Origin of the sequence: Brevundimonas aurifodinae (genome assembly GCF_040195595.1) — a bacterium.
In the GTDB taxonomy this organism is placed as follows: Bacteria; Pseudomonadota; Alphaproteobacteria; order Caulobacterales; family Caulobacteraceae; genus Brevundimonas; species Brevundimonas aurifodinae.
Map to the genome: position 1 here is coordinate 196783 of NZ_JBEGDD010000001.1, position 17413 is coordinate 214195.

The 17413-nt window shown below is 69.7% G+C and carries 21 protein-coding genes and 1 riboswitch; of the genes, 13 read left to right on the forward strand and 8 right to left on the reverse strand.

The features are described 5' to 3' along the window. Together ABN401_RS01040 and ABN401_RS01045 are read right to left on the reverse strand one after the other, a co-directional pair. Positions 1 to 930, reverse strand: coding sequence for an electron transfer flavoprotein subunit alpha/FixB family protein (locus tag ABN401_RS01040; protein WP_349682954.1), 930 nt, complete (start codon positions 928 to 930; stop codon positions 1 to 3). Continuing rightward, positions 931 to 1695 carry an electron transfer flavoprotein subunit beta/FixA family protein gene (locus ABN401_RS01045; RefSeq protein WP_349682955.1) on the reverse strand — a complete coding sequence of 255 codons (765 nt, stop codon included), beginning with the start codon at positions 1693 to 1695 and terminating at the stop codon, positions 931 to 933. Between the two features lie 111 nt (positions 1696 to 1806). Between ABN401_RS01045 and ABN401_RS01050 the strand changes: the two genes are divergently transcribed. After that, the gene (locus tag ABN401_RS01050; protein ID WP_349682956.1) at positions 1807 to 2136 is read left to right on the forward strand and encodes a hypothetical protein; all 330 of its coding nucleotides are present in this window, start codon (positions 1807 to 1809) and stop codon (positions 2134 to 2136) included. A gap of 1 nt (position 2137) precedes the next feature. Here ABN401_RS01050 and ABN401_RS01055 read toward each other — a convergent pair whose 3' ends face one another. The 3 genes from ABN401_RS01055 to fsa are packed head-to-tail and all read right to left on the reverse strand — an operon-like array spanning position 2138 to position 4485. Next, entirely contained in the window at positions 2138 to 3067 is a 930-nt protein-coding gene (locus ABN401_RS01055; RefSeq protein ID WP_349682957.1) for a tyrosine recombinase XerC, read from the reverse strand. A gap of 1 nt (position 3068) precedes the next feature. Then, a complete protein-coding gene (locus ABN401_RS01060) occupies positions 3069 to 3794 on the reverse strand; it encodes a DUF484 family protein (RefSeq protein ID WP_349682958.1) in 726 nt (241 codons plus the stop codon). Positions 3795 to 3831: 37 nt separating this feature from the next. After that, a complete protein-coding gene (gene fsa, locus ABN401_RS01065; RefSeq protein ID WP_349682959.1) occupies positions 3832 to 4485 on the reverse strand; it encodes a fructose-6-phosphate aldolase in 654 nt (217 codons plus the stop codon). Positions 4486 to 4515: 30 nt separating this feature from the next. Here fsa and ABN401_RS01070 point away from each other — a divergent pair, with 30 nt between their 5' ends. Beyond that, positions 4516 to 6678: a primosomal protein N' gene (locus ABN401_RS01070; RefSeq protein WP_349682960.1), complete on the forward strand. Its 2163-nt coding sequence runs from the start codon at positions 4516 to 4518 to the stop codon at positions 6676 to 6678. Positions 6679 to 6830: 152 nt separating this feature from the next. Here the strand turns inward: ABN401_RS01070 and ABN401_RS01075 are convergent, their stop codons facing one another. Then, positions 6831 to 7922: a phosphotransferase family protein gene (locus ABN401_RS01075; RefSeq protein ID WP_349682961.1), complete on the reverse strand. Its 1092-nt coding sequence runs from the start codon at positions 7920 to 7922 to the stop codon at positions 6831 to 6833. Beyond that, on the reverse strand, positions 7919 to 9439 hold the full coding sequence (glpK, locus tag ABN401_RS01080) for a glycerol kinase GlpK (RefSeq protein WP_349682962.1): 1521 nt from the start codon (positions 9437 to 9439) through the stop codon (positions 7919 to 7921). The genes ABN401_RS01075 and glpK overlap by 4 nt, the downstream gene beginning before the upstream one ends. A 45-nt stretch (positions 9440 to 9484) precedes the next feature. Here glpK and ABN401_RS01085 point away from each other — a divergent pair, with 45 nt between their 5' ends. From ABN401_RS01085 to ABN401_RS01110, 6 genes are all read left to right on the forward strand, one after another. After that, positions 9485 to 10477 (forward strand): threonine ammonia-lyase, encoded by a 993-nt coding sequence (locus ABN401_RS01085; protein WP_349682963.1) that lies wholly within the window; start codon positions 9485 to 9487, stop codon positions 10475 to 10477. Beyond that, complete coding sequence (locus tag ABN401_RS01090; RefSeq protein ID WP_349682964.1) at positions 10474 to 10941, forward strand: MaoC family dehydratase; 468 nt, start codon at positions 10474 to 10476, stop codon at positions 10939 to 10941. The genes ABN401_RS01085 and ABN401_RS01090 overlap by 4 nt, the downstream gene beginning before the upstream one ends. Positions 10942 to 11005: 64 nt before the next feature. Beyond that, on the forward strand, positions 11006 to 11545 hold the full coding sequence (locus ABN401_RS01095; RefSeq protein ID WP_349682965.1) for an alpha/beta fold hydrolase: 540 nt from the start codon (positions 11006 to 11008) through the stop codon (positions 11543 to 11545). After that, positions 11533 to 11937, forward strand: a complete 405-nt coding sequence (locus ABN401_RS01100; RefSeq protein ID WP_349682966.1) for an alpha/beta fold hydrolase — start codon at positions 11533 to 11535, stop codon at positions 11935 to 11937. The genes ABN401_RS01095 and ABN401_RS01100 overlap by 13 nt, the downstream gene beginning before the upstream one ends. Then, the gene (locus tag ABN401_RS01105; protein WP_349682967.1) at positions 11934 to 12533 is read left to right on the forward strand and encodes a class I SAM-dependent methyltransferase; all 600 of its coding nucleotides are present in this window, start codon (positions 11934 to 11936) and stop codon (positions 12531 to 12533) included. Before ABN401_RS01100 ends, ABN401_RS01105 begins: the two co-directional genes overlap by 4 nt. An 87-nt stretch (positions 12534 to 12620) precedes the next feature. Then, positions 12621 to 13202 carry a polysaccharide biosynthesis/export family protein gene (locus ABN401_RS01110; RefSeq protein WP_349682968.1) on the forward strand — a complete coding sequence of 194 codons (582 nt, stop codon included), beginning with the start codon at positions 12621 to 12623 and terminating at the stop codon, positions 13200 to 13202. Positions 13203 to 13209: 7 nt separating this feature from the next. Here ABN401_RS01110 and ABN401_RS01115 read toward each other — a convergent pair whose 3' ends face one another. Further along, entirely contained in the window at positions 13210 to 13776 is a 567-nt protein-coding gene (locus ABN401_RS01115; protein ID WP_349683247.1) for a TMEM165/GDT1 family protein, read from the reverse strand. Between the two features lie 94 nt (positions 13777 to 13870). Then, positions 13871 to 14046, reverse strand: a riboswitch (yybP-ykoY riboswitch). Positions 14047 to 14202: 156 nt separating this feature from the next. Here ABN401_RS01115 and ABN401_RS01120 point away from each other — a divergent pair. From ABN401_RS01120 to lptB, 5 genes are all read left to right on the forward strand, one after another. After that, entirely contained in the window at positions 14203 to 14661 is a 459-nt protein-coding gene (locus ABN401_RS01120; protein ID WP_349682969.1) for a hypothetical protein, read from the forward strand. Positions 14662 to 14779: 118 nt separating this feature from the next. After that, the gene (locus tag ABN401_RS01125; protein WP_349682970.1) at positions 14780 to 15400 is read left to right on the forward strand and encodes a ribonuclease D; all 621 of its coding nucleotides are present in this window, start codon (positions 14780 to 14782) and stop codon (positions 15398 to 15400) included. Continuing rightward, the gene (lptC, locus tag ABN401_RS01130; RefSeq protein ID WP_349682971.1) at positions 15397 to 16056 is read left to right on the forward strand and encodes an LPS export ABC transporter periplasmic protein LptC; all 660 of its coding nucleotides are present in this window, start codon (positions 15397 to 15399) and stop codon (positions 16054 to 16056) included. The genes ABN401_RS01125 and lptC overlap by 4 nt, the downstream gene beginning before the upstream one ends. A gap of 2 nt (positions 16057 to 16058) precedes the next feature. After that, positions 16059 to 16550, forward strand: coding sequence for an LptA/OstA family protein (locus ABN401_RS01135; RefSeq protein ID WP_349682972.1), 492 nt, complete (start codon positions 16059 to 16061; stop codon positions 16548 to 16550). A gap of 22 nt (positions 16551 to 16572) precedes the next feature. Continuing rightward, positions 16573 to 17373, forward strand: a complete 801-nt coding sequence (gene lptB / locus ABN401_RS01140) for an LPS export ABC transporter ATP-binding protein (RefSeq protein WP_349682973.1) — start codon at positions 16573 to 16575, stop codon at positions 17371 to 17373. Positions 17374 to 17413: the final 40 nt, after the last annotated feature.

The following is a 17413-nucleotide window of genomic DNA, read 5'->3' on the forward strand; positions in this document are numbered from 1 at the left end:
TCAGCCCAGGGCGTTCATCAGCTCGGGCACCACGGTCTTGTAGTCACCGACGATGCCGTAGTCCGCGACCTGGAAGATCGGCGCGTCGGCGTCCTTGTTGATGGCGACGATGACCTTGGAATCCTTCATCCCCGCCAGGTGCTGGATCGCGCCCGAGATGCCGATGGCGATGTAGAGCGCCGGAGCCACCACCTTGCCGGTCTGGCCGACCTGATAGTCGTTGGGCGCATAGCCAGCGTCGACGGCGGCGCGGCTGGCGCCCACGGCGGCGCCCAGCTTGTCGGCCAGCGGGTCCATGACCGCGTGGAACTCCTCGGCCGAGCCCAAGGCCCGTCCGCCGGACACGACGATCTTGGCGGCACCCAGCTCGGGGCGATCCGACTTGACCATCTCCTCGCCGACGAAGGACGCCTTGCCCGCGTCGGTGCCTGACACGGTCTCGACCGGGGCCGAGCCGCCCTCGGCCGCCGGCGCGAAGGCGGTCGGACGCACGGTGATGACCTTCTTGGCGTCCGAGGTCTGGATCGTCTCCAGCGCGTTGCCCGCATAGATCGGGCGCACGAACGTGTCGGCCGACACTACCTCGACGATGTCCGAGATCGGCGCGACGTCCAGCTTGGCGGCGATGCGCGGCATATAGTTCTTGCCGTCCATCGAGGCGGGGGCCAGCACGGCGTCATAGCCGTCCGCCAGACCCACGACCGTGGCGGTCACGGCCTCGGCCAGGGTGTGACCCAGCTCGCCGCTCTCGGCCAGCAGCACCTTCCTGACGCCCGCGATCCTGGCGGCGCTGTCGGCGGCGGCCTTCGCGCCCTGGCCGACGACCAGGACGTCGACGTCTCCGCCCAGGGCCAGGGCGGCCGTCACGGTCTTGTGGGTGGTGTCGCGGACGGCCGAACCGTCGTGATCGGCGATGACGAGGACGGCCATTTACAGCGCTCCCACGGTCTTGAGCTTGGAAACCAGTTCGGCGGCGTCGGCCACCTTGATCCCGGCCGAGCGGGTCGCCGGGGCGGTGACCTTCCTGACCGTCAGGCGCGGCGCGACGTCGACGCCGTAGTCGGCGACCGCTTTCATGGCGATCTCCTTCTTCTTGGCCTTCATGATGTTGGGAAGCGACGCATAGCGCGGGGTGTTCAGCCGCAGGTCCACCGTCACCACCGCCGGCAGGGGGGCCGACAGGGTCTGGTTGCCGCCGTCGACCTCGCGCGTGACCTTGGCCGCGCCACCCGCGATCTCGATCTTCGCGGCGAAGGTCGCCTGGGGCCAGTCCAGCAGGGCCGCCAGCATCTGGCCCACCGCGTTGTTGTCGCCGTCGATGGACTGCTTGCCCATCAGGACCAGGTCCGGCTTTTCCTCCGCGACCACGGCGGCCAGCAGCTTGGCGACCGCCAGGGGCTCAAGGTCGGCGTCGGACTGGATCAGGATGCCGCGGTCCGCGCCCATGGCGAGCGCGGTGCGGATCGTTTCCTGGGCCTGGGTCACGCCGATGGAGACGACGACGATCTCGCTCGCCGTGCCCGCCGCGTGATGCTCCTTGCCTTCCTTCAGGCGCACGGCCTCCTCGACGGCGATTTCGTCGAAGGGGTTCATGCTCATCTTGACGTTGGCCAGGTCGACGCCGGTCTGGTCCGCCTTGACGCGGGCCTTGACGTTATAGTCGATCACCCGTTTGACGGGGACGAGAACCTTCATGTCGTGCAGTCCTAGGATCGCCGGAATGTTGCGGCAGGGAATGGAACGGGCGACACGGCCTGTCAATGTAACGCGGCGTGATCGGTCGCCGCAGCGAGAGCGAACCCAGCGATGAACCGTTTTCTGACCACGCGCCGCCTGGCGATCCTGTTCTTCGCCATCTTCGGGGTTCTGGTCGGCGGTCTGGTGCTGGTCCAGCGCTTCTGGGTCGATCCCCAGGAGGCGTGCGCGCGCGACGGGCGCTGGTGGTATCCCGAGGAACGCCGCTGCCTGACGCCGATCTATCTGCCCGACATCACCGGCCGTCCCGAAGGCGTCAGCCGCGAAGAGGCGTCCAACGCGGCCAATCGCGAGCTCCTGGCGATCGAGGAACGCCTCGCCGCCGAAAGCGACGCCCGCGACGCCGCCATCGAACGCCAGCGCGAAGAACTGAACCGCTAGGTCACGCCCTTGGATGCGCTAACGCATAGGCCCCCAGCAGATGGGCGGCGTCGACGGCGGTGTACTTCTGCGTCGTCGACAGGCTGGCGTGGCCCAACAGCTCCTGAATGCTGCGCAGATCCGCGCCGGCGCCCAGCAGATGTGTCGCGAAACTGTGGCGCAAGGCGTGGGGCGTGGCCGAGGCGGGCAGGCCGAGCCGCCCCCTCAGCCGCTGGACCGTGGCCTGGACGTGCCGCGCCGACAGGGGTCCGCCGCGCCTCGCTCGGAACAGGGCGTCGGTCGGCTCCAGCAGGAAGGGCTGGGCGGCCACGGCGCGGTCCACCGCCTGACGCATGGCGGGCAGGACGGGCACCTGCCGCGTCTTGCCGCCCTTGCCGGTGATGCGGAGGGTTTCGGGGAGGGGCGCGTCGGCGCGGGTCAGGCTCAGCGCCTCCGAGATCCGCAGACCGCAGCCGTAGAGCAGGCTTAGCACCGCCGCGTCCCTCAGCGCCTCCCAGGGCTCGGCCTCCGGGTCCAGCGCGGGCTCGGCCAGCAGGCCCCGGGCCTGGTCGGCGCTGATCGGGCGCGGCAGGGACGGCTTGACGCGCGGGCCCCGGACGAGGGCCAACTGGGGCGTGGGCACGCCGCAGCGCCGGTCCAGAAAGCCGTGGAAGGTGCGGATGGCCGACAGGGTCTGGCTGAGCGATCGGGCGCTCAGCGGCGTCTCGCCCCCGCGCCGTTCCGCCAGATGCGCCCGGACCTCGGCGGCGGTGACCGTACCCAGGTCCGACAGCCGCTGCGGCTCGCCCCGGTGTCGCTCCAGAAACGCCAGCCAGGTCCGGCCGATGTGGCCATAGGCCTCCAGCGTCCGGGGCGACAGGCGGCGCTCGTGGGCCAGATGCTCCAGCCAGGCCCCCAACCCCTCACCAGCTGCCGCCTCGGACGCCGTCATCTCAGCCGAGGACCGGCCAGCGCTCGGCGGTCCGCGCCACCACCCCGGCGACGAAGGCCACCAGTTCGCAGCCCATGCCGGCGGTGAAGCCTTCGGCCTCGGGCGATCCGAAGGCGGCCAGCCCCGGCCGCGCTTGCTCGCCCCGTTCGCCCCCCAGATGCAGGGACATGCGGATCAGGGCGACTGACCTTACCTCTTCGGCCGCCGGGCCGAACAGGTCGAGGTCCGGGAACATCGGCCCCAGCCAGGTCAGGCCGTGGTCGCCCAGCAGGCCGTCGACGCCGCCGGCCTCCAACGGACGCCAGCCGAACGGCACGCCACCCGGCTTCTCGATCGCCACGGCGGCGGCGCTGAGGCCGAAGCGGGCCACCGCGACGGCGTCGAGGCGACGGGCGAGGTCGGAGTGGTTGCGCGCCTCCATCAGGTCCAGCGCCGCGACATGGGTCTGGGTCTGGGCGGCGAAGTTGGCGCGGGCCACGTCCTCGATCCGCTTTCGCGCATCCGCCTCGCGCTCGGCGGCGGCTTCCAGCCTGGTCAGGGCGGCGCGGCCGAACTCGACCACGTTCTTGCCGCGCACCGTCAGGCCGATCTCCTCCAGCAGCGACCGGTCATCCAGCAGGGTCTGGGGGTTGGCCTGCAGCCAGGCGCGGACGTCGGGCCAATGCGGCTCCCCCTCCCGATCTAGAGGGTCTGCGAACAGGTCGGCGGTCTGGTCCTGTGTGGTCACGCGAAGGCGCTCCTCCCGGAGGGCGCCGGGCCGCGAATCAGAGAATGGACTGGCCGGTCTTGCCCCAGTCGGCCAGGAAGGCATCAAGCCCCTTGTCGGTTAACGGGTGCTTGACCAAGGCCTTGAAGGTGTCGGCCGGGAGGGTCGCGGCGTCGGCACCCGCCAGGGCCGCGGCCTCGACATGGGCCGGATGGCGCAGCGAAGCCGCCAGAATCCGGGTCTCGAAGCCGTGGGTGTCGTAAAGGACGCGGATGGCCTCGATCAGTTCGCCCCCGTCGGCCCCGTGGTCGTCCAGCCGCCCGACGAAGGGCGAGACGAAGGTCGCGCCCGCCTTGGCGGCCAGCATCGCCTGGGCTACCGAAAAGCACAGGGTCACATTGGTCTTGATGCCCTTGTCCGAGAACGCCCGCGCCGCGCGCAGCCCGTCCCAGGTCAGGGGCAGTTTGACGACGACATTCGGGGCGATGGCGGCCAGCTTGTCGCCTTCCTTGACCATGGTCTCAAAGTCGGTCGCCACGGCCTCGGCGGAAATCGGGCCCTCGACCAGGGCGCAAATCTCGGCGATGACCTCGGCGATGACGCGACCCGACCTGGCGATCAGCGACGGATTGGTGGTGACGCCGTCCACGATTCCGGTGGGCAGCATCTCGCGGATGACGGCGACGTCCGCAGTGTCGAGGAACAGTTTCATGGCGCGGTGTCTACCCGAGCGGACGGCCCGGTGAAAGTCGCCTCGGTCCTGATTCCCCTGCCGGTGGACGAGGCCTTCGACTATGAGGTGCCTGAAGCGATGGTGCTGGCGCGCGGCGACCAGGTGGCCGTGCCACTGGGGCCCCGGCTGATGCGCGGCGTGGTGGCCGAGGTGCGCGAGACGACGGGCTCCAACCGGCGACTGAAGGCGGTCGAGCAACGGCTGACCGATCCGCCCGTACCGGGGGGCACGCTGGATTTCGTCGAATGGGCCGCGCGCTGGACGCTCAGCCCGCCGGGCGAGATGGCGGCCATGGCGCTGAAGGGTCTGCGCAACCCCGCCCCCCGGCCGGAGCGTCGGGTCCGCCGCGTCGGCGAGCGGCAGCCGGCCCGCCCGACGGCGGCCCGGACCACGGTGCTGGAGGCTCTGGGCGAGCGGGCGATGACGGCGGTGGACCTGGCGCGGGCCGCAGGCGTCTCGTCGGGCGTGGTCAAGGGATTGATCGACGAGGGCGTGCTGGAGGTCGTCGAGATCGCCGCCGTCGCTGCCTTCGATCCGCCGAACCCTGACCACCGACCGGCGGAGTTGAACCCCGATCAGGCGGCGGCGGCCGAGTCCGTGTCGGCCGCGACGGCGAAGGGCGGCTATTCGGCCTTCCTGCTGGACGGGGTCACGGGGTCGGGCAAGACCGAGGCCTATCTGGAAGCGGTGGCGAGAACGCTGCGGGCCGATCCGACGGCGCAGGTCCTGATCCTGCTGCCCGAGATCGCCCTGACCCAGGACCTGATCGTGCGAATTACCACCCGGTTCGGTGCCGCCCCCGCCGAGTGGCATTCGGGCGTCGCCCCGCCGCGTCGGCGACAGGTGTGGGAGGCGGTCGCCGCGGGCCGCTGCAACATCGTCGTCGGGGCCCGGTCAGCCCTGTTCCTGCCGTTCCCGAAGCTGCGACTGCTGATCGTCGACGAGGAGCACGACGGCTCGTTCAAGCAGGAGGACGGCCTCGTCTATCACGGCCGCGACCTGGCGGTGGCGCGGGCCCGGATCGAGGAAGCGACAGTGGTCCTGGCCTCGGCCACGCCGTCGCTGGAGACGCTATGGAACGCGCGGCAGGGGCGATACGGCTGGCTGAAGCTGGGGCGGAGACACGGGGCGGCGACCCTGCCGGACATCCGCCTGCTGGACCTGCGTGAAGCCCCGCCCGAGCGCGATCAGTGGCTGTCGCCGCCGCTGAAGGAGGCGATGGCCGAGACGCTTCAGGCGGGCGAGCAGGTGCTGCTGTTTCTGAACCGCCGCGGCTATGCGCCGGTCGTCCTGTGCCGGGCATGCGGCCACCGGCTGACGGCGCCCGACACCGACAGCTGGCTGGTCGAGCATCGCTATACGGGGCGGCTGGTCTGCCACCTGACCGGCTTTTCGACGCCGCGCCCGAAACACTGTCCGGCCTGCGGGGCGGAGGACACCCTGGTCTCGGTCGGACCCGGCGTGGAGCGGGTCGAGGAGGAGGCGCGGTCCCTGTTTCCGGACGCGCGGACGGCGGTGTTCAGCTCCGACACCGTGCCGGACGCGCGGGCGGCGCGGGCCCTGATCCAGCGAATGACGGACGGCGAGATCGACATCCTGGTCGCCACCCAGGCGGCGGCCAAGGGGCACAATTTTCCGCGTCTGACGCTGGTGGGGGTGGTGGACGCGGACCTGGGCCTGCGCGGCGGCGACCTGCGCGCGGCCGAGCGAACATTCCAGCTGCTGACCCAGGCGACGGGGCGGGCGGGCCGCGCGGATCGGCCGGGGCGGGCCCTGCTCCAGACCTGGACGCCGGATCATCCGGTGCTGATGGCGCTGGCCGCCGGCGACCGCGACGCCTTCATCGAGGCCGAGATGGCCGAGCGGGAAGCGGCGTCCCTGCCCCCCCACGGCCGTCTGGCCGCGATCATCCTGTCGGGCGAGGACGCGGCCGCAGTGGAGCGGGTCGCCGGCGCCCTTGCGGCCGTCATTCCCAATGCCGAGCGGCTGGAGGTCTATGGCCCGGCCGACGCGCCCCTGGCGCTGGTGCGCGGACGGCGGAGGAAGCGGCTGCTGGTCCGGGCCGACCGAGACGTGGACCTTCAGGGCTTCCTGCGGGCCTGGCTGAGCCGTGTGAAGGTGCCGGGGTCCGTTCGGCTGAGCGTGGATGTCGATCCGTATAGTTTTCTGTGACCTCAACCCTTCCGCTCGTCCCCGCGAAAGCGGGGACCCAGTTCTTAAGTGAGGCGCGCCGGGTCGATCCGGGGTCGAAACCAATCGGCACCTTCGGGAGCTCCAAAATCACTGGGTCCCCGCTTTCGCGGGGATGAGCGGAAACAGGTGACCTACGCCCCCGCCTTCTTCGCGAACGCCCAAGCTCCGGCGGCCAGGGGCTCGACCTGGGCGGCCATGGTCTTGGCGTGGGCTGAGGCGGCCGTGCCGTCGCGGACGCGCCCGGCGATGCCCTGGCAGATGGCCGCCAGCCGGAACAGGTTGTAGGCGAACAACCAGTCCAGGTTGGCGGGCGGGGCTGAACCCGACTTTTCGGCATAGCGGGCGACCGTCTCCTCGACCGAGGGGATGCCGAGATCCTTGAGGTCCGCGCCCGCCAGGCCGTTGCGCAGGGTCGCGGGAATGGCCCAGGCGATCAGCAGATACGAGAAATCCGCCAGGGGATCGCCGAGCGTCGATAGCTCCCAGTCCAGTACCGCGCGGACCTGGGGCGCGCCATTCTCGTCTGACTCGGGGGCCAGGATCATGTTGTCGAGGCGGAAGTCGCCGTGGACGATCCGGGTCGGGCCTTCGGGCGGCAGGCCCTGGGGCAGGAAGGCGATCAGCCGGTCCATGTCCGGGATCGGATGGGTCTGGGACGCCTGATACTGTTTGGTCCAGCGGCCGACCTGGCGCGCGAAATAGTTGCCCGGCTTGCCGTAGCCCGACAGGCCGATCTGATCGGGCTCGAAGCTGTGCAGGGCCGCCAGGGTGTCGACCTGGGCGTCATAGATGGCGCGGCGCTGCTCGGGCGTCATGCCGGGCAGCTTCAGGTCCCACAAGACCCGCCCCTCGACCTTGTCCATGACGTAGAAGATCGAGCCAATGACACCCTCGTCCAGGCACAGGGCGTGGGGCCGGGCGACCGGGAATCCCTGGGCGGCCAGCGCCGAGATCACTGTGAACTCGCGGTCCACGGCGTGGGCCGAGGGCAGCAGAACGCCCGGCGGCTTGCGACGCAGCACATAGGCGGCCGAGGGCGTGGTCAGTTCATAGGTCGGGTTCGACTGACCCCCCTTGAACTGGCGCACCGTCAGGGGGCCTGCGTAGCCATCGACGTTGGCGGCCATCCAGGCGTCGAGCGCGGCCTCGTCGAGGCGATAGCGGGGATCGACCTCGCGGGTGCCGGAGAAGGTCGATTGCGGATCGTCGAGAGCGTCAGTCATGCTTTTCCGGATTCTGGCGCCGCGACAATGGCGGCGCGGACGGCGCGGCGCCAGCCCCCGAGCAGCCGCTCGCGTTCGGCGGGCTGCATGAGCGGCGTCCAGACGGCGGGTGCCTCGTCTCCGCGCGGCTCCAGATCGTCGATCAGCCCGGCCCCCAGGGCCGCGAGCCGCGCCGCGCCCAGCGCCGTCATTTCCTGAAAGGCGGGGCGCTCGACGGTGACCTTGCAGATGTCGGCGACGAACTGCATGGCGAAGGCGTTGGCCGTAACCCCGCCGTCGACCTTGAGCACCTTCAGACGCGGCGCGCCGTCGGCGGCGAGGGCGTCCAGCAGGTCACGGGTCTGGTAGGCCAGCGCCTCCAGCCCCGCCCGGACGAAATGGGCGGGGGTCGAATCCCTCGTCAGACCGATCAGCGCGCCGCGCACCTCCGGCTCCCACCAGGGCGCGCCCAGACCCGTGAAGCCGGGCACCAGATAGACGCCGCCGTTGTTCTTCAGCCCTTGCGCCATGGCCTCGGAGGCGCGGCTGTCGGCGATCATTCCGACGCCATCCCTGAGCCACTGGATGGCCGCCCCGGCCGAGAAGATGGAGCCCTCCAGCGCATAGGCGGCATCCTCACCGACCGCATAGCCCAGGGTGCCGAGCAGCCGCCGGGTCGAGGCCACCGGAGCCGTTCCGACGTTGGCGACGAGGAAGGCCCCCGTGCCGTAGGTGATCTTGGCGTCGCCCGCCGTCAGCGCGCCATGGCCGACCAGCGCCGCCTGCTGGTCGCCCGCCGACCCCGTGATGGGCAGGGCCAGTCCCAGCAGGGCCGGGTCGGTGGTTCCCAGCAGCCCTGCGCAGTCGCGTATTTCAGCCAGGACTTGGCGCGGCACGCGGAACAGCCCGCACAGGTCGTCGCGCCAGACCCGGTCCTTAAGGTCCATCAGCGAGGTGCGGCTGGCGTTCGTGGCGTCGGTGACGTGGCTCGCGCCCCCGGTCAGTTTCCAGATCAGCCAGGTCTCGATGGTGCCGAGCAGGACCTCGCGGCGAGTGGCGCGCTCGCGGGAGCCGGGGACCGCGTCCAGCAGCCAGGCGAACTTGGTCGCCGAGAAATAGGGGTCGAGGATCAGGCCGGTCGCGGCCTGGACCTCAGCCTCGTGGCCCCCGGCCGCCAGCCCGGCGGTGACGTCGGCCGTTCGTCTGTCCTGCCAGATGATGGCGCGGTGCAGGGGCTCTCCGGTCGCGGCGTCCCAGACGACGGCCGTCTCGCGCTGATTGGTGATGCCGATGGCCGAGAACCGGCCCACCCCGCCGGCCTTGCGGATCACCTCGCGGCAGGTCTGGAGGGTGGCCGTCCAGATCTCGGCGGCGTCATGCTCGACCCAGCCCGAGGCCGGGAAGTGCTGGGCCAGTTCGATCTGACTGAGGGCGACCGGGTGCAGACCCCCATCCTCCCTGACCTCGAAGGCGATGGCGCGGGTGGAGGTGGTGCCCTGGTCGATGGCGAGGATGCAGGTCGTCGCGGGGTTCGTCATGGCTCCACCTTACGCAGGATCGAACGATGCGCTAATCCGCCGTCCATGGCCGACCGCACCGCTTCCTATCAAGGCGTCGTCGACGCCGCCCGCCAGATCCAGGGCGCGGCCGTTCGCACCCCCCTGATCGAAAGCCCCGACCTGAACGAACGCATGGGCGGGCGCATCCTGTTGAAGGCCGAGACGATGCAGGTCGCCGGGGCGTTCAAGTTCCGGGGGGCCTACAACCGCATCAGCCGCCTGACCGACGAGGAGCGGGGACGCGGTGTCGTGGCCTTTTCGTCGGGCAACCACGCCCAGGGCGTGGCGGCGGCCGCGCGGATGGTAGGCACGGCTGCGACCATCGTGATGCCGGCCGACAGTCCGGCCATCAAGGTCGCGGGCGTGAAGTCGTTCGGCGGCGAGGTGCGGCTGTACGATCGCTGGACCGAAAGCCGCGAGGAGATCGGGGCCCAGCTGGCGCGCGACAAGAACGCGATTCTGGTGCCGCCCTTCGATGATCCCTTCATCATCGAGGGACAGGGGACGACAGCGCTGGAAATCCTCGACCAGGCGGACGGGCCGATCGACCAGCTGGTCTGTTGCTGCTCCGGCGGCGGGCTGATGGCCGGCATCAATCTGGTGCTGGAGGCGCAGAGCCCCGCGACCGAGAGCTGGGCCGTCGAGCCCGAGAATTATGATGACACGGCACGATCCCTGAAGGCCGGTGAGCGCGTCGGCCATCCCAGGGGACCGCCGTCGATCTGCGACGCCCTGCAGACGCCGATCCCGGGTGAGCTGACGTTTCCGATCAATCAGCGGGTCCTGAAGGGTGCCCTGACCATCAGCGACGCCGAGGCGGCGGAAGCCGTGCGCTACGCCTTTCGCACGCTGAAGCTGGTGGTCGAGCCAGGCGGGGCGGCGGCCCTGGCCGCAGTGCTGGCCGGCAAGATCGAAACTCGAGGCCGGACCACCGCCATCGTCCTGTCCGGCGGCAACATCGATCCGGGCCTGTTCGCCGCCATCATCGAAGACCGCTTCACCGGAGCCGCCGCATGACCAAGCCCGCCGACCTGCCGTCCTTGATCGGCACCGAAATCGGGGTCAGCCGCTGGTTCGAGATCGACCAGGCGCGGATCGACGCCTTCGCCAGGATCACCGAGGACGAGCAGTTCATCCACGTCGATCCCGAGGCGGCTAAAGCCACGCCGTTCGGCGGCACCATCGCGCACGGCTTTCTCACGCTCAGCCTCGCCTCGGCCATGTCCTATGACGCTGTGAAGCCGCTGGACGGCGTGGTGATGGGCGTCAACTACGGCTTCGACAAGCTGCGGTTCCTGGCCCCCGTGCCGGCCGGATCGAAGGTGCGGGGACGGTTCAAGCTGCTGTCGGCCGAAGACAAAGGTCATTCTGGGGGCGTCGTCCGCTGGCTGCTGAAACACGAACTGACCGTCGAGATCGAGGGCGGCGACAAGCCGGCCCTGATCGCGGAATGGCTCGGGATGCAGATGGTCTCGGCCTAACTGAGAAAGCACTTTACATTCCAAAGTGAATGCCGCATACGGGCCTCACACAGGAGAATTCGCCATGTTCAAAGCCCTCGTCTGCGCCGCCGCCCTCAGTCTCACCGCTCCCGCCCTCGCCCAGACACGCGAGGCCGGCGATCATGCCCATCAGCACGCCGACTTCGCCTCGACCCGCATGCATGTCCGCGTCGACGGCGAGGCCGGCCCCGGCGTGCGCGACATCATCCTGATCCCCGGCCTGAGCTCCTCGCCCAAGGTCTGGCAGGGCACGGTCGATCATCTGGGCAGCGGCTGGCGGGTGCATCGCATCCACATCCAGGGCTTCGCCGGAGCCCCGGTCGAGGGCAACGCCGAAGGCCCGGTCGCCGCGCCCGTCGCCGAGGAGATCGCCCGCTATATCGCCGAGCAAGGACTGGAGAAGCCCGCCGTCGTTGGCCACTCGATGGGCGGCACGATCGGCATGATGCTCGCGGCGCGCCATCCGGACGCGGTCGGTCGGCTGATGGTCGTCGACATGGTGCCCTTCATGGGGGCCATGTTCGCCCAGCCCAGCCCGGCACCAATCCGACCGCCGAGAGCGTCGCGCCCATGGCAGACATGATTCACGGCCAGATGCTGAACAGCCCCGAGGACGCCTATCGCGCCCAGGCCGCCGCCACCGTCGCCGCCATGGTCCGCGACGAAGCCGCCGAACCCATGATCCTGGCCGACACCGCGGCCAGCGACCGCACCGTCTCGTCCAACGCCTATCGCGAGCTGATCGTCACCGATCTGCGGCCCGAGCTGGCGAACATCACCGTGCCGACCGAGGTGGTCTATGTCGCCTTCGACTTCCCGGGCATGACGCCCGAGATGACAGACGGCATCTATAGCATGTCGTTCGCGACCCTGCCGGGTGTGGAACTGACGCGCATCGACGAGGCGGCCCACTTCGTCTTCCTCGACCAGCCCGAGGCCTTCAACCGCGAACTGGACGTCTTCCTGGCGGAATGACCGACCCGGCCGGACGCGTCGTCTGCCTTTATGACGAACAGGCCGAGGGCTGGATCGCCGATCGCGGTCGCGCCCTCGGCGGTCCGGGCAAGTCGCTGGACGAGGTCGCGGCGCTGGACCGGTTCGTCGCCGCCCTGCCGGTCGGGGCCCGCGTGCTGGACGTCGGTTGCGGCTCGGGCTGGCCGATGGGCGCGGCCTTGCTGGAACGCGGCCTTCACCTGACCGGCGTGGACGCCTCGCCCCGCTTGATCGCCCACGCCGCCCGGACGCTGCCGACCGGGGAATGGATCGTCGGCGACATGCGGACCTTCGATCTGGGCCGCGTCTTCGACGGCGTCCTGGTCTGGCACAGCCTGTTCCACCTGAACCCCGGCGACCAGCGCGTCGCGCTCGGACGCATCCTGGACCATGCGGCGGCGACCTCGACCGTGCTTCTCACCGAGGGCGGGGAGGCCGGCGTCAGCCTGGGTCAGTGGCGGGGCGAACGGCTGTATCACGCCAGTCTGGGTGCCGCCGCCTACCAGGCCATCCTGGGGGCCGCAGGGTTCGCGCCCGACAAGGCCGCGACCGCTCCGCCCCATATTTTCCTGAGATAAGGCCTCCGCGCCCCAGAACGCCGATCGCCGGACTGGATCGAAGACCGCAAGACCGGTAGAAGACCCGGAGAGCGTGGGGATTGTGGCATGCGTGGATATCTGACCTGGCTGATCGGCCTGATGATGAGCCTCGTGCTCGCGGGCTGCGCCGCCGCCCCGGGCGCGACCCCGGTTGCCATCGCCGAGGGCAGCGAGGTCGTCCGTATCGTGCCGGAGTATCGCCTGGGCCCGGCCGACAAGGTGCGGGTCAACGTCTTTGGCGAAGAGGCCCTGACCGGTGAGTTCCTGGTCGGCAACTCGGGCAAGATCTCCCTGCCCTTGATCGGCGAGGTCCAGGCCCAGGGCCTGACCATCGGAGAGCTTCAGGAGGCGATCGCCGTCGCTCTGCGTCAGGGCTACATCACCGAGCCGCGCGTCAATGCCGAGGTCCTGAACTATCGGCCCTTCTACATCCTGGGCGAGGTGAACACGCCGGGAGAGTATCCCTACACCGCCAATCTGACGGTCCTGAACGCGGTGGCCACGGCGGGAGGCTTCACCTATCGGGCCGACACGCGCCGGGTCTATATCAAGCGGGCGGACGCGGCGGGCGAACAGCAGTTCCCGCTGACCACCGGAACACAGGTCGCGCCGGGCGACACCATCCGTATCGGCGAACGGTTCTTCTGATCCGACCCTAGCCCGCCAGCAGGACCCACAGACCCGTCGCGGCGAAGGCGGCGGCGGCGGCCATGCGGATGTAGCGCAGCGGCAGGCGCTCGGCGGCCGCCTCACCCAGCCAGACCGCCGGACCGTTGACCAGCATCATCCCGATGGTCGACCCCGCGACGACGAGCGGCAGGTTCTCAAAGCGGATGGCCAGGCCGGCCGTGGCGATCTGCGTCTTGTCGCCCATCTCGACCAGGAAGAAGGCCGCGGTCGTCGTCCAGAAGATGCCCCAGCTGGTGATCTCGACCGCATCGGCCTGCTCGACGTCCAGGGTATCGGGGATCAGGGCCCAGACCGCGAAGCCCAGAAAGGCGATCCCCACGACCCAACGCATCCACGGCCCGTCCAGATACTGAGCAGCCAGGGTGCCGGCGAGGGCGGCGAAGGCGTGATTGACCAGGGTCGCGGCCAGAATACCCAGGACGACCGGCGTGGGTCGTCGCCAGGTCGCCGCCAGGGCGATCGCCAGCAACATGGTCTTGTCCCCGATCTCCGCCAGGGAGACGAGGCCGATGGAGATCAGCAGGGCGTCCAGAACGCAGTCTCTCGCGGGGCCTCGGCGGGCGGACCTGTGGCGTTCGCAGCCGGACCCCGCGTGGAATCAACCCTGCGAAGCCAACGGTCTTGTCAGGTTTCTTTTGTCCCTAACGCTCGACGCGCGGCGTCTCGCTGCTTGAGGGACGAGGCTGTCGCGAAGAGAGCCTCAGATCCGAAACCGTCCGCGCCATCCTCTCCGGGTGAGAGGAAGTGTGTTGACGCGGGCCCTGCTGAGCGGTGCAGGCGACTACTCCCCGATGACGGCCGCCGTGTAGTCCGGGCCACGCCAAAGGGCAAGGCGACCCGGGCGGTAGACAGTCCAGAATGGTTAATATAACGCTGGTTAGGCGGCTCGCCTGCCCCTCCCAGGGTTCGCCTGAGAGGGGAAAAGTGAGGTCTCGCAAGGACTTGAGGGGAGCTGACAATGGATCCGATTATCTCGATCGTGGCCTCCATGCTGATCTCCGGCGCTCCCGCGTCGGACGGGCATGGCTGCCATGAAGCGCCGCACCACGGTAGCGACGCCTGCGCCTGCACGCGCGTCGTCGACTTCTACGGCCCCTGGACGGGGGGTGGCGGCTACACGCCTCCTGGAGGCTGGGGCCCGCCCATCAACATTCCCGCCGGCCCGGCGATCCACGTCGCCTCGCCCGGCTACCGGGTGGTCGGCCGTCCGGTGCACGTCGCCGGCCCGACCATCCACATCCAGGGCCCGCCCGTCTATGTGGACGCGCCGCCGATCCGCATCGCGCCGGCCCAGATCTACGTCCAGCGTCCGGAGGTCCATGTGCGGCCGTCGGAGATCCTGGTCGAGCCGCCGCAGGTCCACTTCTCGGACTGCACCGACGGCACCGTCTGCACGCCGGTCGACGGCGGACACTAGGTCTTCGCCGCAACGACGACATTGGGGGTCCGGACACCGTCCGGGCCCCCTTTTCGCTTGAGGGTTCGCCGATCGACGGCCCTATCGCCTCCGCCCCCCGGCTGCGCTAGGAAGCGCCATGACCGTTCAGTTTCACGAAGGCGACCTGCCCGACGGCCTGGACCTCGGGCCCGAGGTCGCCGTCGATTCCGAGACCATGGGCCTGCGACTGGGGCGCGACCCCCTGTGCGTCGTGCAGCTGTCGGCCGGCGACGGCGACGCCCATGTCGTGCGGCTGAATCGGCCCGCATACGACTGCCCGAACCTGAAACGGCTGATGGCCGATCCGGGCGTGCTGAAGATCTTTCACTTCGGCCGCTTCGACATCGCCATGGTCGAGCTGCATCTCGGTGTCGAGACCCGGCCGGTCTATTGCACCAAGATCGCCTCCAAGCTGGCGCGGACCTATACCGACAGGCACGGGCTGAAGGATGTGGCGCGCGAACTGGCGGGCATCGACCTGTCCAAGGCCCAGCAATCCTCAGACTGGGGCGCAGCGGAGCTGTCGACGGCGCAGCTGGAGTATGCCGCCTCCGATGTGCTGCATCTGCACGCCATCAAGCACCGCCTGGACGAAATGCTGGCGCGCGAGGGGCGGGCCGCGATCGCCCAGGCCTGTTTCGACTTCCTGCCGACCCGGGCCCGTCTGGACCTGGCCGGTTTCGAAGACGACGTCTTCGCCCACACCTGGACCAAATGAGCGACCTCGGGCCCGTCTCTGACCGGAAGGCGGCCGACGAGGCGCGACTGGCGGCCGAGGCCGAGCGTTGGCGCGCCCGGTCACAGCGGGTCCGGCTCTATCGCCGCCTGCTGCCCATCCTGATCGTGGTTCTGGCGGGCGGTGCCCTGACCTGGACGGTGTTCCGCACGGTGATGTCGGGCGTCGAGCGCGAGGCCAGCCAGGCGCGGGACATCCGCCTGGACAACCCCATGTTCCATGGCCAGGACGCCGAGGGCCGCAGCTTCGTCATCGGCGCGGAAGGCGCGGTCCGCGATCCGGCGACGGGGCGGTTTCGGCTGAACGGCCCCGTCCTGAGACTGAACCTCGGCGGGGCCAAGGTCACGGAGATGACGGCGGACGCCGGCATCTACAACGAGGCCGAGCGGTCGGTGACCATCGGCCCGAACGTGCGGATCTCGGACGGCGGTTCCGGCTTTGTCCTGACGACGCCCGAGGCGGTCGTGGATACCGCCACCGGTGTCGTGACGGGCGACAAGGGCGTAGAGGGTCGCGGCCCCCTTGGAACCATTTCCGCGACGTCCTATGCGATATATGAACAGGGCCAGCGGGTCGTGTTCAGCGGCTCTGGCGATAACAAGGTGCGGGGCACGATCGCCGCCGCCTCCGGTGGATGACCATGACGACGACCAGGATCCTGCTGACGGCCACGGCCGCCCTCGCGCTCGCGGCGGGCGGCGTCGCGATGGCCCAGACGCGGCCGAACACCTCGAACCAGCCGATCGGCTATGGCGCCGATACCGGTGAACTGACCAACACCGCCGTCTCCTTGCGCGGCAGGGCCGAGATCACGCAAGGCCAGTCGCGCCTGAGGGCCAACGCCATCGAGGGGGCGCGCGACGCCTCAGGGGGCCTGACCCGCATCGAGGCCTCGGGCGACGTCTACTACGTCACCCCGACCGAAACGATCCGGGGCGACCGGGCGATCTACAACGTCGCCGATGCCACGGTCGTGGTCACGGGCGACGTCATCCTGACCCAGGGCCAGAATGTCCTGACCGGCGCACGCCTGAGCTACAATGTCGATACGGGCCAGGCCCGCATCGAGGGCGGCGGCGGCCAGAACGGCGGGCGTGTGCGGGGCGTCTTCTATCCGCAAGGCGCGAACTGAGCCCTCGGGCCAGATCCACCGGATGGCGCGCAAGGAACTCTCCGCCCTGAACCTGAAGGAACGCGAGGCCGAACCGGCCTCGTCGCCCGAGCCCGCGCCCGACAAGGGCCTTCGGGTCCAGAACATCGCCCGGGCGTTCGGAGCCCGCCAGGTCGTGCGCGACGTTTCCCTGACCGTCCAGAGGGGCGAGGTGGCGGGGTTGCTGGGGCCGAACGGAGCCGGCAAGACGACGTGCTTTTACATGATCACCGGCCTGATCCCGGCTGACAGCGGCTCGATCTGGCTGGACGGCGAGGACATCACTGCCCAGCCCATGTACCAGCGCGCCCGCATGGGGCTGGGCTATCTGGCGCAGGAAGCATCGATCTTCCGCGGCATGACCGTGGAACAGAACATCATGGCGGTGGTCGAGCTGAACCACTCGGGCAAGGCGATCGAGGTCGAGACCACCCGGCTGCTGGAAGACCTGAACATCGGCCATCTGCGCCATGCGCCGGCCACCGGTCTGTCGGGTGGCGAGCGACGGCGGGTGGAGATCGCCCGCTCCCTGGCCGGCCGGCCCAGCTTCATGCTGCTGGACGAACCCTTCGCCGGCATCGACCCCCTGGCCATCGCCGACATCCGCCAGGTCATCCGCTATCTGGCGGGGGAGGGCATCGGGGTGCTGATCACCGACCACAACGTCCGCGAGACGCTCGACATCATCGACCGCGCCTCGATCATCTCGAACGGCGAGGTCCTGTTCGAAGGCACGGCCGACGAGGTCATCCACGACCCCGAGGTCCGGCGCGTCTATCTGGGCGATCTCTACGGCCGCGGCTGAGGGCTGCACGACAGGGCCGCCCGCCCGCGCTTAGAACGCC

Bases quoted from the DNA above. Each gene is read 5' to 3' on its own strand.
- ABN401_RS01040 (WP_349682954.1), bottom strand. From the start codon at position 930: ATGGCCGTCCTCGTCATCGCCGATCACGACGGTTCGGCCGTCCGCGAC.
- ABN401_RS01045 (WP_349682955.1), bottom strand. From the start codon at position 1,695: ATGAAGGTTCTCGTCCCCGTCAAACGGGTGATCGACTATAACGTCAAG.
- ABN401_RS01050 (WP_349682956.1), top strand. From the start codon at position 1,807: ATGAACCGTTTTCTGACCACGCGCCGCCTGGCGATCCTGTTCTTCGCC.
- ABN401_RS01055 (WP_349682957.1), bottom strand. From the start codon at position 3,067: ATGACGGCGTCCGAGGCGGCAGCTGGTGAGGGGTTGGGGGCCTGGCTG.
- fsa (WP_349682959.1), bottom strand. From the start codon at position 4,485: ATGAAACTGTTCCTCGACACTGCGGACGTCGCCGTCATCCGCGAGATG.
- ABN401_RS01075 (WP_349682961.1), bottom strand. From the start codon at position 7,922: ATGACTGACGCTCTCGACGATCCGCAATCGACCTTCTCCGGCACCCGC.
- glpK (WP_349682962.1), bottom strand. From the start codon at position 9,439: ATGACGAACCCCGCGACGACCTGCATCCTCGCCATCGACCAGGGCACC.
- ABN401_RS01085 (WP_349682963.1), top strand. From the start codon at position 9,485: ATGGCCGACCGCACCGCTTCCTATCAAGGCGTCGTCGACGCCGCCCGC.
- ABN401_RS01090 (WP_349682964.1), top strand. From the start codon at position 10,474: ATGACCAAGCCCGCCGACCTGCCGTCCTTGATCGGCACCGAAATCGGG.
- ABN401_RS01095 (WP_349682965.1), top strand. From the start codon at position 11,006: ATGTTCAAAGCCCTCGTCTGCGCCGCCGCCCTCAGTCTCACCGCTCCC.
- ABN401_RS01100 (WP_349682966.1), top strand. From the start codon at position 11,533: ATGGCAGACATGATTCACGGCCAGATGCTGAACAGCCCCGAGGACGCC.
- ABN401_RS01105 (WP_349682967.1), top strand. From the start codon at position 11,934: ATGACCGACCCGGCCGGACGCGTCGTCTGCCTTTATGACGAACAGGCC.
- ABN401_RS01110 (WP_349682968.1), top strand. From the start codon at position 12,621: ATGCGTGGATATCTGACCTGGCTGATCGGCCTGATGATGAGCCTCGTG.
- ABN401_RS01120 (WP_349682969.1), top strand. From the start codon at position 14,203: ATGGATCCGATTATCTCGATCGTGGCCTCCATGCTGATCTCCGGCGCT.
- ABN401_RS01125 (WP_349682970.1), top strand. From the start codon at position 14,780: ATGACCGTTCAGTTTCACGAAGGCGACCTGCCCGACGGCCTGGACCTC.
- lptC (WP_349682971.1), top strand. From the start codon at position 15,397: ATGAGCGACCTCGGGCCCGTCTCTGACCGGAAGGCGGCCGACGAGGCG.
- ABN401_RS01135 (WP_349682972.1), top strand. From the start codon at position 16,059: ATGACGACGACCAGGATCCTGCTGACGGCCACGGCCGCCCTCGCGCTC.
- lptB (WP_349682973.1), top strand. From the start codon at position 16,573: ATGGCGCGCAAGGAACTCTCCGCCCTGAACCTGAAGGAACGCGAGGCC.